Source organism: Psychroflexus tropicus DSM 15496, from assembly GCF_000378765.1.
Lineage (GTDB): Bacteria > Bacteroidota > Bacteroidia > Flavobacteriales > Flavobacteriaceae > Psychroflexus > Psychroflexus tropicus.
In genome coordinates this window covers 126,061-140,032 of sequence record NZ_KB905342.1, presented here as the reverse complement: position 1 = coordinate 140,032, position 13,972 = coordinate 126,061, and the positions used below count along the sequence as shown (strand labels likewise).

Annotated in this window: 10 protein-coding genes; 5 read left to right on the top strand and 5 right to left on the bottom strand. The window is 36.6% G+C overall.

Going from position 1 to position 13,972, the window contains the following annotated elements; translation table 11 throughout:
* Nucleotides 1-18: 18 nt before the first annotated feature.
* Together F598_RS0100590 and F598_RS0100585 are read right to left on the bottom strand one after the other, a co-directional pair.
* Nucleotides 19-777, bottom strand: coding sequence for a YebC/PmpR family DNA-binding transcriptional regulator (locus F598_RS0100590; protein ID WP_019037064.1), 759 nt, complete (start codon nt 775-777; stop codon nt 19-21).
* A gap of 240 nt (nt 778-1,017) precedes the next feature.
* Nucleotides 1,018-1,755, bottom strand: coding sequence for a lysophospholipid acyltransferase family protein (locus F598_RS0100585; RefSeq protein ID WP_019037063.1), 738 nt, complete (start codon nt 1,753-1,755; stop codon nt 1,018-1,020).
* An 81-nt stretch (nt 1,756-1,836) separates the two neighbouring features.
* Between F598_RS0100585 and trpS the strand changes: the two genes are divergently transcribed.
* Entirely contained in the window at nt 1,837-2,805 is a 969-nt protein-coding gene (gene trpS / locus F598_RS0100580; protein WP_019037062.1) for a tryptophan--tRNA ligase, read from the top strand.
* 340 nt (nt 2,806-3,145) lie between these two features.
* Here the strand turns inward: trpS and F598_RS0100575 are convergent, their stop codons facing one another.
* Both F598_RS0100575 and F598_RS15680 read right to left on the bottom strand, forming a co-directional pair.
* On the bottom strand, nt 3,146-3,337 hold the full coding sequence (locus F598_RS0100575; protein WP_019037061.1) for a hypothetical protein: 192 nt from the start codon (nt 3,335-3,337) through the stop codon (nt 3,146-3,148).
* Between the two features lie 293 nt (nt 3,338-3,630).
* Nucleotides 3,631-3,759: a hypothetical protein gene (locus F598_RS15680; RefSeq protein ID WP_019037060.1), complete on the bottom strand. Its 129-nt coding sequence runs from the start codon at nt 3,757-3,759 to the stop codon at nt 3,631-3,633.
* A gap of 593 nt (nt 3,760-4,352) precedes the next feature.
* On the opposite strand from F598_RS15680, the gene F598_RS0100565 reads away from it, so the two are divergent.
* Complete coding sequence (locus tag F598_RS0100565; protein WP_019037059.1) at nt 4,353-4,715, top strand: DUF2237 family protein; 363 nt, start codon at nt 4,353-4,355, stop codon at nt 4,713-4,715.
* 67 nt (nt 4,716-4,782) lie between these two features.
* Here F598_RS0100565 and F598_RS0100560 read toward each other — a convergent pair whose 3' ends face one another.
* Nucleotides 4,783-5,832, bottom strand: a complete 1,050-nt coding sequence (locus F598_RS0100560; RefSeq protein WP_019037058.1) for an NAD(P)-dependent alcohol dehydrogenase — start codon at nt 5,830-5,832, stop codon at nt 4,783-4,785.
* Nucleotides 5,833-6,160: 328 nt separating this feature from the next.
* Here F598_RS0100560 and F598_RS0100555 point away from each other — a divergent pair, with 328 nt between their 5' ends.
* The 3 genes from F598_RS0100555 to F598_RS0100545 all read left to right on the top strand — a co-directional run bounded on the left by F598_RS0100555 (nt 6,161) and on the right by F598_RS0100545 (nt 13,972).
* Nucleotides 6,161-7,543 carry a sugar porter family MFS transporter gene (locus tag F598_RS0100555; RefSeq protein WP_019037057.1) on the top strand — a complete coding sequence of 461 codons (1,383 nt, stop codon included), beginning with the start codon at nt 6,161-6,163 and terminating at the stop codon, nt 7,541-7,543.
* A 22-nt stretch (nt 7,544-7,565) separates the two neighbouring features.
* A complete protein-coding gene (locus tag F598_RS0100550; RefSeq protein ID WP_019037056.1) occupies nt 7,566-10,355 on the top strand; it encodes a triple tyrosine motif-containing protein in 2,790 nt (929 codons plus the stop codon).
* A gap of 446 nt (nt 10,356-10,801) precedes the next feature.
* Nucleotides 10,802-13,972: a glycoside hydrolase 5 family protein gene (locus F598_RS0100545; RefSeq protein WP_019037055.1), complete on the top strand. Its 3,171-nt coding sequence runs from the start codon at nt 10,802-10,804 to the stop codon at nt 13,970-13,972.

Below are 13,972 nucleotides of genomic sequence, written 5' to 3'. Positions count from 1 at the left end.
TTATATGTTAAATATAATTTATTCCTGGTCAACGGCTGCTATGAGTTCATCGTTAATTTCCAGAGTATGATACACATTTTGGACATCATCGTCTTCTTCAAATCTATCGATTAAATTTAAAATTTGCTCTCCTTGATCTACTGGAAGCTCAGTAGTATTTAGTGGTATTCTTTGAATTTCTGCATTTTTAGGCTCGATGTTAAGCTCTTCCAGTTTAGCAGACATCTTGCCAAAATCCGTAAATTCAGTAAAGACGGTGATGAGCTCCTCATCTTTTTCAAAATCTTCTGCTCCGCCATCGATTAATTCCAATTCAAGATCTTCTAAACTTAACTCAAGTTCTGTAGTGTCCAGAACAAACACTCCTTTCCTGTCAAAAAGAAATTCTAAGGAGCCATTGGTGCCAAGACTTCCGCCATTTTTACTAAAAATGGAACGGACTGAAGCTACAGTTCGGTTGGTGTTGTCTGTAGTGCACTCTACAAAAATGGCGATGCCATGTGGTCCGTAACCCTCGAAGCTCACCTGTTCGTATTGATCTGCATCTGCTCCCGAAGCTTTTTTAATGGCCCGCTCTATTGTGTCTTTCGGCATATTAACTCCCTTAGCATTAGATATTGCATTCCTGAGAGTTGGATTGGTTTCTGGGTCTGCACTATTCCCCTCTTTAATAGAAACCGTTATTTCTTTGATTGCTCTTGTAAATTGCTTTGCTCTCTTTTTATCCTGGGCACCTTTTCTATGCTTAATATTAGCCCATTTGCTGTGTCCTGCCATTTGCTATGAATTAAAATTTAATTCAATATAATTAATCAAAATAATAGTGTCAAATTTTCTACACTATAACAACCGAATACCGAATACCGAATACTGAATATCGAATACCGATTATCGAATACTGAATATTAAATAATGTAATTATCATTTTAGACTTTCCTACAATTCTAACTCCTACAACCAAAATCCTGTTTATTTACTAACATACTCAAGAACTCCAAAACTCCCTTGTAAAAGGTTCTACCAATAAAGCTCAGATTCTATGGCCTGTGCTGTTTTTTGTTTGAGAAGTTTACGGTTGATGAGATTCAATTCAAGCCCTCTGGTCTCAATCAAAGGATGTACGATTGCTCTCAAAGTACCAGGGCTTCCTGAATCAAACCCATAGCGGAATCGCTTTTTACTATCTGGAAAGGAAATGGGAACGATAGGAATCTGATGTTCTATAGATAATCTGAAGGCACCGTCTTTGAATTCATCTAGTTTTTTATAAATATCATCTGGGACGCCGCCTTCCGGGAAGATACAAATACTAACACCATTTTTAAGACGGCGTTGAGCCTGCAAAAAGGCTTCTTTTCTGCTCTTTGCATTTCCGCGGTCAACTAAAATACAGGAACGCCTGTAAATCAAGCCAAACACTGGAAGCTTGGCCAGCTCTTTTTTACCTATAAAGACAAAAGGAGTTTTAGACACATAGATCATCATCATGATATCGATCATACTGGTATGATTGGCTGTGAGCATATAGCTTTTTTTACGGTCGAGTCTGGTATTATAGGTCACTTTTGGAATAAATCCCATACCGTATAACACGATGCTGGCCCATAGTTTACCAATAGCAAATGTGGCTGGGTACCACTTTTCTTTTGAGGTGGTCAAGAGAAGAAAAGGTAAAAGCAAAATGAGTGGAGTGATGACGATGAGATAAAACCAGAGTCGCCAAACAACTATAAAAAACTTCTTAATCCAATACATAGGCGGCAAATTTAATAAATTGAATGGGTCCACATAAACAAAACATTTATCTTTGATGCCATTTGTAATTTAACTCAACTTATGTCTAGAATTTTAACTGGAGTGCAAAGCACAGGTGTTCCTCATTTAGGAAATTTATTGGGAGCCATTATTCCTGCTATCGAAATGGCAAATTCACCGAAGAACGAGTCTTTTTTATTTATAGCTAACTTGCATTCGCTAACGCAAATCAAAGAGGCTGAAATGTTGAAAGAAAACACCTATGCTACTGCCGCCACCTGGCTGGCTTTTGGTTTGGATGTTGAGAAAACCACCTTTTATAGACAAAGTGATGTTCCTCAAGTTACAGAATTGACCTGGTATCTTAATTGTATGTTTCCTTACCAACGCCTGACCTTAGCTCATTCATTTAAAGATAAAGCCGACCGGTTGAGTGATGTGAATGCAGGTTTGTTTACCTATCCCATGTTGATGGCCGCCGATATTTTACTGTATGATGCGGAATTTATTCCAGTGGGCAAAGATCAATTGCAGCATATCGAAATGACCAGAGATGTTGCTGAACGCTTTCACGCTCAGTACGGAGATACATTTGTGTTGCCTGAAGCTAAGCTTTCTGATTCTTCAAAATATGTTCCTGGAACCGACGGAGCCAAAATGAGTAAATCTAAAGGCAATACAATTAATCTATTTCAGTCTGATAAGAAGCTGAGAAAGCAGATCATGCAGATTGAAACCGATAGTACCCCACTGGAATCACCCAAAAATCCTGATACTTGCAATGTGTTTGCTATCTATAAACTCATCGGGTCTGAGGCTGAAGTTGCCGATTTAAAATCTAAATACCTGGCTGGAGGTTTTGGTTACGGTCACGCTAAACAAGCCTTGTTTGAATTGATAAGAGACACTTACCAGGAAGAACGCGAAAAGTTTGAGTACTTCATGAACAATAAGCCAGAAATCGATAGATTATTGGGAATTGGTGCTGCTAAAGCAAAAGAAGTGGCTGATAAGGTTATGGGGAGGGTAAGAGTGAAGTTAGGGTATTGATTTTTAAGTCTTATAACCTAATCTTTTATTAACTTAAAAAATATAAGAGCAAGAGCTAAAACAAATTTAACGCTTCTTATATTCGAATTTTTATTAATTTTTTATGGTTGTATTATATTTTTGCTCTTGCTCTTATTAAAATATTTAGCTTTAGTCTATTAAGCTTTTCTTATGAGTTTAAAGACTCCGAAATAAATAGACAAAACTCCTAATAAAGCGATAGGAATATTGAGAATATAACTAAATTCATAAATTTTCAGAAAAGCAAACAATATCATTAGTAAGCAACCTATAGTAATGAATTTATGTTTGATAATTCTAACTTTCATAATTCTTTAATTTATAATTGCTGAATACCACAAGCTATACCTCCACCAATTACACACAATGGGCCAGTTAACCAACAAGAAAGCGTACCAGCTGGGTCATCTTCCCAATCATCATAAAGTCTATCTATGGCATCGTTCATGCAGGACCCCCAACTTTTATTCGTAGAACCAATAGAAATAACATTAGTGATACCAGAATCCAAATATTTTATCGTTACAATATTTTTTGAGATAACTTCACTAAAGTCTGCAACTAAATTTTGTGTTGAAACATCATTTATATTAAAGACAGATGCATAAACTTTTTTCCCATCATAACTTAGTGTAGCATATTCATCATTAGTAAAATAATAAATTGCATTTTCATATTCTGCATTTTTTGATTCATTGAATCTTAGGTTTTCAGAAATTAAACTAGAATTACCTAGTCTTGGGTGCTTTGATGTTACTTTTTCAATTTTAGTAACATTTTCTGGAAGCTCATTGAAATAGGTTTCTAAAACTTCAGCTTCCTCAATAATTGATCTGAATTGGTTTCATAAGCAAGTTCATCTTCATCTGAACAGGAAATTGATAATACTGATAATAAAAAAAGATAAATTGATAAAAATTTTGTTGTTTTCATAATTTAAAATTTAAGTTAGCAATACCCTACTCTTTCGCTTTTCGGTTTTATCTGCGTCTACTCTATTATTTTTAGTGGATTTTCGATTTCACATCCTCCACTGTATGGGTTGTCAGCACTTCAATTGACACCAATTTTTTAAAATTTTTCATGACAATTTAAGAGCCATTTTAGAAAATATGTCAAAATGTCATTTTCTGAACGTTTCGTTAGTGTTCTGCAATAACTTTTAAATCAAGTTGCTGTTTTGAAAATGAAAATGAGGGATCTAATAAACTAACAGATAATTTAGAGTTTTTCTCTTAATGTAGTCGCTCTATAACTTGGGTTAATCACATGAGAATAGGTGCGGGGTGGAATAATGAAATCTCTAGATCTGTTGTTATGCAATAACTACTAAGGTTACCAGGACTTAAACCTGTAAATGAACGCAACTCTACGCCGACTTCAGTCTTTCTATCATTTGTATTTTGGACTAAAACCTTCAGTAGTTCTAAATCCAAACACCAGAATTAAGTGATTTCATCGCCTCAAAGCAGAGCAACTTTCACAATCAATATGTATCTTAGAGCAAAATCAGAAGAAAAAGAAACATGAAAAACGTATTAGGTACAGAGCTACAAGCTTGTTCTTACGATCCTATGACGGGTATATTTCGAGATGGGTTTTGTAAATATGCGGAGCAAGATAACGGCCTGCACATAGTAGCGGCAAAGGTGACTGAAGGATTTTTGAAATGGAACAAAGCCAGAGGTAATGATTTGGTGACGCCGAAACCGCAGTGGAGCTTCCCTGGACTGAAGCCTGGAGACTGGTGGTGTGTCTGTATGGGAGTTTGGCTAAGGAGTAAGGAAGCTGGATACCCACTATACTTGAAATTGGAATCCTGCCACGAAAAAATGCTGGATTATGTCTCCATGGAGACTTTGAAAGAATGGGAATGTAAAGAAGGCTAAAAAAACTCCCTTCTAAATTTGATTTCGGAAGGGAGTTAAGAACTTTTTGTAGTCAATTTTATGTATCTCAATTTTTTAAAGATTGCATGTCAATCACAAATCTGTATTTCACATCTGAGTTGACCACACGATCGTAAGCGGTATTGATGTTCTGGATGTTGATCATTTCCACATCGGAGACGATATTGTGTTTCCCACAAAAATCTAGCATTTCCTGAGTTTCTTCAATTCCACCAATTAATGACCCCGCGAGTCGTTTTCTTTTCACGATTAAGGCTCCACCATTAACGCCTTTAAGAGGTTCTATAGCTCCTACTAAGCACATGGTTTTATCTCTTTTCAATAAATTGAGATAAGGATTAACATCATGACCAACTGGGACTGTATTCAGAATAAAATCAAACGAGTTGGCATGTTTTTTCATTTGCTCCTCGTCTTTGGAGATTAAAACTTCATCTGCACCCAGACGTTCTGCATCTTCGCTTTTTCCTGGAGAGGTCGTAATCATCACGACATGTGCTCCAAGGGCGTGAGCAAATTTAATCCCCATGTGACCAAGTCCGCCAAGACCAACCACACCGACTTTATCTCCTTTTTGCACGTTCCATTGTCTTAATGGTGACCAGGTGGTGATTCCTGCACAAAGCAATGGCGGTACTCCCTTTATGTCTAAGTTTTCTGGAACATTTAAAACAAATTTCTCATCAACAACTACGTATTCTGAATAACCTCCGTAGGTGTGTCCTCCAAGATGTTCATCTTTACCATTATAGGTGGCCGTCATGCCGTTTTCACAGAACTGCTCCAAACCTTCTTCACAGGCATCGCACTTTTGGCAGGAATCCACCATGCAACCAACGCCTACTTTTTGTCCCTTTTTGAAGTTGGTCACTTCACTACCAACTTCTACTACATGACCTATAATTTCATGTCCAGGAACCACAGGGTATTTTGAATTGCCCCAGTCATTTCTGACTTGGTGTATATCACTGTGGCAAACACCACAATAATCTATTTCTATATGCACGTCGGTTGGTTGAAGCTCCCTTCTTTCAATCTTTAACTGTTCTAAATCGGCGTCGCTTGCTTTGGCGCCGTATGCTTTTACTTCACTCATAATTTCAATTTTTTTAAAAGTAATTTATTAGGAACGAAATAAAGACTTTTTTGACATCACTTTAACCCTAAAGCTTGTCTATTTGCTTTTGTAATGAACGCTCAGCATTTTAGAAAAAAAACTTTGTTGAAGTTTTAATTTGTAAAGGGTTATTCTTTTTTTGTAGTGGTAAATCAAACAGTACTTTACTTAAAAGCAGAAGCTTATTGATTATGAAGTCAGAACTTGTATTGTAGTATTATCTGACTCTACAATATTCCAAAAACTTTAGCAGAAGTAAGGCGAATATTAGAAAATCTTTTCTATTTTGCTAGACAAAGAAAAATTAATGAAGTCAAAAACTTTTCTGCTTCTTATCACTTCTGTATCTGCTCTTGGTGGTCTACTATTTGGTTATGATACAGGGGTTATTAATGGTGCTCAGTATTTTTTGAGTCAGTATTTTAATTTAGAACCTGCTATGAAAGGCTGGGTTGTAGGATCCGCGCTTATAGGATGTTTGGTTGGGGCAATAAGTGCTGGCTATTTAAGCATGAAGCTGGGGCGGAAGAATTCATTGATTATTTCTGCTGTTTTGTTTACGATTTCAGCCTGGGGTTCTGGACTCCCTTCATTTTTACCAGAATCTGTTAGTCTTTTGGTCATGTTTAGAATTCTTGGAGGCCTAGGTATTGGTATAGCCTCTATGAGTGCACCCATGTATATTGCTGAGATTGCTCCTTCTCATAAACGTGGTAGTCTGGTTACTTTTTATCAATTAGCAATTGTAATTGGTTTTTTTGTAGTGTTTTTGGCAACTTATTTTATTGGTCAAAACTTAAGTGTAGAGCAAAATATAGCCTTTGGATGGCGACGTATGTTTTGGTCCGAATTGATTCCGAGTGGACTATTTTTAATTCTTTTATTTTTTGTTCCTAAAAGTCCGCGTTGGCTCTATCTAATGGAACGACCTCAAGAAGGTTATGGTACTTTAGTTAAGATTCATGGTGCAGAACTTGCGAAGAAAGAAGCTAGTCAAATACAAGATTCTCTCAATCAAACCTCAGATAAGCCTAAGGTGAATTTCTTTTCTAAAACCATTTTAGGTATTATTATTATAGGAACCCTCTTTTCAATGCTTCAGCAGTTTACTGGAATTAATGCTGTACTTTATTACGGCGCGGATATTTTTGAAAAAGCTTTAGGTTTTGGTAAAGATGATGTCTTACTCCAACAGATTCTTTTAGCATTCATCAATCTAATTTTTACATTCATAGCAATGTTTTCAGTCGATAAATTTGGAAGAAAACCCCTAATCTACATTGGATGTGTGGGGATGATTTTAGGGTTTGCTTTGTTAGGAATCACCCTTCAACAGCAATCGGTTGGTGTAATCTCCCTAATAGGGGTTTTGCTTTTTATCGCTTCGTTTGCCATGTCCATGGGTCCTGTCGTTTGGGTGTTATTGTCTGAGATGTTTCCCAATCGGATCAGGAGTACAGCAATGTCCATCGCTGTTGCTGCGCAGTGGGCGTCAAACTATTTAGTTTCTCAGTTTTTCCCAGTGGTGTCTGAAAGTGAAACCAATATGAATAGCTTTTGGAATGGTTCTTTACCCTATTTTATCTTTATAGGTTTCATCATCGTAATTATTTTATTCACTTATAAGTTTATACCCGAAACCAAAAATAAAACCCTTGAAGAACTTGAAGATATATGGGATCAAATGTAAAGCAAATTGCTTTTCATTTTTAATGCTATGGAGTATTCTTACTTCTATAGTTGCTCATTCACAAGAGCTTCCCCCTGTATCTAACTTTTCTCCAAAAGATTATAAAGCGGATAATCAAAACTGGTCGATCACCCAGGCAGAAGATGATAAAATTTTTATTGCGAATAATAAAGGTCTTCTCCAATATGATGGAGAAGCCTGGACCCTCTATCCTTCCCCAAACCAAAGTATTCTTCGTTCTGTATTCTTTCATGAAGGTAAACTTTATTCTGGTAGCTACAGAGAGTTTGGGTATTGGGAAAAAAGTCTCACAGGACAACTTAAGTATTTTTCATTATCTGAAGATATTATCAATTCTATTGGGACCGATGAACAATTTTGGACCATAGATCGACTTGAACATTGGATCATTTTTCAATCTTTAGATAATATTTATTCCTACGATACCAAAAACCATAGCCTGAGAAAAATCGAGATTGATGGTTCAATAACCAAAATGTACAAACTCGATAGTGATTTGTACTTTCAGATCATCAATAAAGGTTTATTTAAAATAAGAGACGGGAAAGCAACTTTAGTTTCAGATCATCAGCTTTTTAGGGATCATTACATTATAAATTTATATACCAATGACTCTGATATACTCGTCCAGATGGATACTCAGGGAATAGTGACACTAGCTACGCAGCCCAGGCCATGGCCTGATTCAACTAGCTCTTTAAGTGATTTCACAGTATACACCAGTTTGCAGAAGAAAAATGGACAGATAGTTTTAGGGACAATTTCACAAGGAGTTGTTTTTCTATCGGCCAATGGAACGATAGAAAGTAACATTACGCAGCAAGAAACACTGGAGAACAATACTGTGCTTTCCATTTATGAAGATAACGACGAAAATATCTGGCTGGGCTTAGATAATGGTATTAACTGCATACATTCCAAAGCCCCGCTTCGTGTGTTTAAAGATGATAAGGGCGTTTTAGGTACCGTTTATACTTCAGTAGTTTATCAGGATAAACTTTATTTAGGCACTAATCAGGGGCTTTTTTATAGACCACTACCCCAAACAGCAGAAGAGTTTAAGCTCGTGGAGGGGTCAAATGGACAAGTATGGAATTTAAAACTAATCGGTGATGATTTGCTGTGTGGCCATAATAATGGAACCTTTATCCTAAAGGACAACAGACTTGAACAAATTTCTAGACTCCAAGGGACTTGGTGTTTTAAAGAAATCCCAAATAAACCTAACTTGCTTTTACAAGGAAATTATAAAGGCTTGAGCGTTTTAGAACGAAAACAAGACAACTGGCAACTCAGAAATAGATTAGAGAATTTTGAACTTTCTTCGAAATTTGTGGAATTCTCCTCTTCCAACCAAGTCTTAATCGACCACGAATACAAAGGAGTTTATAAAGTGAAACTAGATTCTAATTACACTAGAGTAGAATCAGTACAACAATTTGAGGAACTTAATAAGAGTTTGTATTCCAGTATTCTAAAGTTTAACGATGAAATTTACTACGCTCAGCAAAATGGTATTTCCAAATACAACCCTAAGCTTAATCAATTTAAAACAGACACTTTATTAAGTAAAATGTATGATAAAAACTCATATTCTTCTGGTAAACTAGTCATGACTGATGGCGAGGTCAGTTTATGGAGTTTTAATGAGAACAGCATCAACATCACCTTACAAGGAAAAATTGACAACCGATTTAGATTAACCTCTATACCCATCTCATCGGGTTCTAGAAATACAATGTCTGGCTATGAAAATGTTCAGATGTTAGACAATAATCAATACCTCATTGGATCAACACAGGGGTATATGATATTAGATTTTGATCAATTCCTAAAGACCCGAATTGAAAAAACTTTAGCTATTAATTCAGTTTCATATTGGGAAAATGGAGAGCCTCATCACCAATTAAATCTGGAAAACCCCTCAGAATTAAAAAATAAGACCAATAACATCAGTTTTAGGTACTCCATTCCTTATTACAATAATTATTTTGCTCCAGAATACCAGTATCGTTTAAAGGGGTTCTTGGAAGAATGGTCTGAATGGTCGAAAACCCACGAATCCTCTTTTAATAATCTTCCTTTTGGGGATTATGAGTTTCAGGTAAGAGCGAGAGTGGGTGAGCTCTACGAATCTGACCTTAAAACATTTGAGTTTAAAGTCAAAAGGCCATTCATAGTATCAAACTCTATGATTATCGTTTATGTTTTTATTTTTATCATTCTGTCCTTTTTGGTTCACAGTGCTTATAAACAGTACTACAAAAGACAAAAGGAAAAGCTAAAGCACCAGGCTAACCGAGAGCTAGAATTAAAAGATTTGGAAAACCAAAAGGAATTGATGCAGGTCAAAAATGAAAAGTTAAAGCAGGACATCGAAAATAAGAGTCGTGAGTTGGCAGTCTCCACCATGAGTTTAATTAAAAAGAATGAATTTCTTGGATCTATAAAGGATGAGTTGCAAAAAGCTAAGCCTGTTCCCGCTAATGCAAAAAAGGTCATTAAAATCATTGATAAAAACATCAATAATACAGACGATTGGAAAATGTTTGAAGAGGCCTTCAACAATGCTGATAAAGACTTTTTGAAAACCATGAAAACCAAGCACCCATCCTTAACTCCAAACGACTTAAGACTTAGTGCTTATTTGAGACTTAATTTATCTTCTAAAGAAATAGCTCCGTTGTTTAATATATCAACTAAGAGCGTTGAGGTGAAGCGCTATCGTTTGCGTAAAAAAATGGACTTATCTCGTGATGTTAGCCTAACAGATTATATTTTGAATATTTAAGAATTAGGTTATTCTAATTATGTAATTTTCTTAGTTGAAGAAGGTGCTTTTAAATTTTACATTGATGGAGATTTTAATGCTGAACTTTTTCATCTTTTCAAATTTTAGCTTGCCCTAATTTCTAAACCATTTACTGAAACCTTTTTACTATAAATCACTATATCGATTGCGTAATAGTCTTATGAACTTTAAAAAAGGATACTACACTTTAACCCAGTACCTCTACAAATAATTTTTAAAACTATACATTAACAATACACTTCCTAGTAATTCTATGGTTTACTCAAATCTAAATCCCTATAATTCTAGGGTTTAAGCTTATTTTTATAGAATCCTCAGAAAATTATCACCTTTTATGTCATGTATATTTTTTGTAGTGTATTTTATTAAGGATTTGTTAATTAAATCCGCTAAGTTTGATAGTACAGTTTTCAAAACTATGACTTATGAAAAAAACTCTATTACTAGGTATTTTATCTCTAGTCACCTTCTTTGGGTATTCTCAAGCTCAAGAGGTAGAAGTTGTAACTACGGCTTCAGGGACTAAACTACAAGTGGACGGCAAAGATTTCATTGTTAATGGTATGAATTGGAGTTATGTTCCTATTGGTCAAAATTTCAATTATAGTCTCTGGGAGCAACCAGATGATATTATCAAAGCTGCTCTTGATGATGAGATGGGATTGCTTAAAAATATGGGTGTAAATACCATAAGGGTATATACTGGAATACAGCCTAAATGGATTCAATACATTTATGAAAACTACGGAATCTATACGATGTTGAACCATTCCTTTGGTCGGTATGGCTTAACAATCAATGGGACCTGGACTCCGGTGACCAAGTATGATGATAAGGCCACAAAAGACTTATTGATTTCTGAAATCACTGCTTTAGCCAATGACTATAAAGGAACTCCCGGACTTCTGCTTTATCTTTTGGGGAATGAAAACAATTATGGTTTATTCTGGGCTGGTGCTGAAACTGAAGACTTTCCAGATGAAGAAGACCAGATCAATGCTATTGGTGAAAATAGAGGAAGGCCGATGTATAAATTGATGAACGAAGCCTCCAAAGAGATGAAAGCCATTGATGGATCTATACCTGTAGCTATTTGTAATGGAGATGTGTTATTTCTGGAAATCATCGCAGAAGAATGTCCTGATGTAGATATTTATGGAACCAATATGTATAGAGGAGCATCGTTTGGAGATGCCTTTCAACGGGTCAAAGATGTCTATGGTAAACCTATACTATTTACAGAGTTTGGTGCAGATGCCTTCAATGTGTTAGATAACAAGGAAGATCAAAAATCACAGGCTTACTACATGGTAGAAAACTGGAAAGAGATTTACCAGAATGCTGCCGGCCTGGGTAAAGCAGAGAACTCTTTAGGTGGATTTACCTTTCAATTTAGTGACGGCTGGTGGAAATTTGGACAAACGACCAATTTAGATGTTCACGATAGTAACGCTTCATGGTCTAATGGTGGCTACGAAAAGGATCATGAAGAAGGTAAAAACAATATGAATGAAGAGTGGTTTGGAGTCTGTGCTAAAGGCCCAACCAATGAAAGAGGTTTATATGATTTGTATCCAAGAGCAGCTTATTACGCTCTTCAAGAGGCACACAAGCTCAACCCGTTTGAAGATGGAGTGGATTTAGCTTTTGTGAATAATTATTTTGATAATATAGCGCTGATGGATGCCGTTCTTAGAGCTAGAGGTGACAAGGCAGCGATGGGAGGTGGAGAATCCCAAAAAATAGGAATTAGTAGATTGTCTGCTCACTTGTCGACATTTTACACTGGAGGAAGCTTAATTACGACTCCGGATAATCCGGATCCTAATGAAAATAACTTTCCAAATCAATTAGGCTTCGATCAAATGCAGTCTTATTTCATAGGAATAGGTGGTAATCCTTCACCCAATGTAAGCTTTAATGTAGACTTCAATATTGTGGGAGATGTTGCGCAAAACCCAATCAACGAAATCTTTTACGAAAATCGAAATCGAGTGGTGACCATTGAAACCGATCAAGGGGAAGTCACTCTTGAGGATATCAACAGATTAAACCTCTATCAAGCTGAGTTTGAATGGAATCATGATAATTTTGATTTGAGAGGATTTTACAGAACAGGTCATTATCACTGGGGGTATGAAGGAGATATTTTTGGACTTTATCCAGAAGCCAATTATGGACCTAACTTAGATATCTATGGTGGTATAATTTCTGGTGTAGAAATAGATGCAAAAGGAGAACTTGAAGGCTTAAAAGCCGCTTTAGGACCACAATTGTGGTGGGGAGCTAACCCAACCATGCTGTTTAAATACACGAAGAACATTGCCAACTGGAATGTTACTGGTATTTATAACCGAGATATTGAAACCGACTTAGAATTTGATGAAAATGGGAGACGTGTCTTAGATCAAAATCAAGTTCGAAGTGGTGTTATTCCACCCTGGCCTATGGAAAGAGCTACTTTAGCATTTGAAAGGGATTTTGGAAGCTTTGGGTTAACCTTTGGTGGGATTTGGGCAGGACGACCACTTAATGGGAGTACTTATCAGGATATTAACGATGCAGGCGAAGTTGTTGTAGATCGAGTTACTTCTGATGATAACTGGGGAGGTAAAGCTAAAATCACCTACGCTGGAGGTAAATTTAACTGGTATGCTCAGGGTGCTGTTATGGGAATTGTAGCGAATGGTAGCGCAGATCCTACCTTAACGTTTACCGGCTGGAAACTAAAAGATACTGGTAGTGGTAATCAATCTAATTTTTTATCTGGATTTACTTACAATGTAGGAAAGTGGCAAATTGCTCCTAACTTTTTATGGCAAAAGCCACTGGTTGACCCTATGCCAAATAATGGAGACGCACCGGGGAGACTTAGAAATTTCATCGATGATCCATTTGCAGTGCGATGGAATAGAGAAACCACAGCTGGAGAAATCTTATTTACTTACGACCCTACGCCTGGGACTTATATGTACAACTGGGATAATAACAAAGCAGAAGATGCAGAATTTGCGATGAGTGCCGGGTTTGTTTATAGACACCTTCCAACAACAATGGATGCTCACATTGGTTTTCTGGACACTCGTGAATTTTTTGCCTTTGCGAGCTCTGCTCCTGCAGAAGATCTTTGGGAAGCTCATGCCAGAATAGTCTCAAAATTAAGTCCAGACCTTGGCATTGTTGGTACTTTTTACTACGGTAATGGTCAAGGTCAGGGAGACTCAGAACGATTGGTCACCGATCGTTTCGGAGCTAATTTGGATGTGAGATATAAGAAATTCTGGATTCAATCAGATGTGAAAGTAAATGATTGGGGGCCTTACGATTATCACAGGGATTTCAACTTAACCTTCCCTTTGCAAACCATGATCGATTTATCCACAACACTTGGAAAACCAGAATGGTATATTCTTCCAACGACCCAAATTGGAATTAGAGGAATTTGGAGGTCTTTAAATGAATTTTCTCCTCGATACGCTCCTAATGCAACCCCAATAGGGTCCTTCGATACCGAACCACGAATAAGTCCAGTTGGGTTTCCAAATGGGTCGGAATGGGAAATCATGACATACATTAGGTTTAACATAGGTAAATAA

Bases quoted from the DNA above. Each gene is read 5' to 3' on its own strand.
- F598_RS0100590 (WP_019037064.1), bottom strand. From the start codon at position 777: ATGGCAGGACACAGCAAATGGGCTAATATTAAGCATAGAAAAGGTGCC.
- F598_RS0100585 (WP_019037063.1), bottom strand. From the start codon at position 1,755: ATGTATTGGATTAAGAAGTTTTTTATAGTTGTTTGGCGACTCTGGTTT.
- trpS (WP_019037062.1), top strand. From the start codon at position 1,837: ATGTCTAGAATTTTAACTGGAGTGCAAAGCACAGGTGTTCCTCATTTA.
- F598_RS15680 (WP_019037060.1), bottom strand. From the start codon at position 3,759: ATGAAAACAACAAAATTTTTATCAATTTATCTTTTTTTATTATCAGTA.
- F598_RS0100565 (WP_019037059.1), top strand. From the start codon at position 4,353: ATGAAAAACGTATTAGGTACAGAGCTACAAGCTTGTTCTTACGATCCT.
- F598_RS0100560 (WP_019037058.1), bottom strand. From the start codon at position 5,832: ATGAGTGAAGTAAAAGCATACGGCGCCAAAGCAAGCGACGCCGATTTA.
- F598_RS0100555 (WP_019037057.1), top strand. From the start codon at position 6,161: ATGAAGTCAAAAACTTTTCTGCTTCTTATCACTTCTGTATCTGCTCTT.
- F598_RS0100550 (WP_019037056.1), top strand. From the start codon at position 7,566: ATGCTATGGAGTATTCTTACTTCTATAGTTGCTCATTCACAAGAGCTT.
- F598_RS0100545 (WP_019037055.1), top strand. From the start codon at position 10,802: ATGAAAAAAACTCTATTACTAGGTATTTTATCTCTAGTCACCTTCTTT.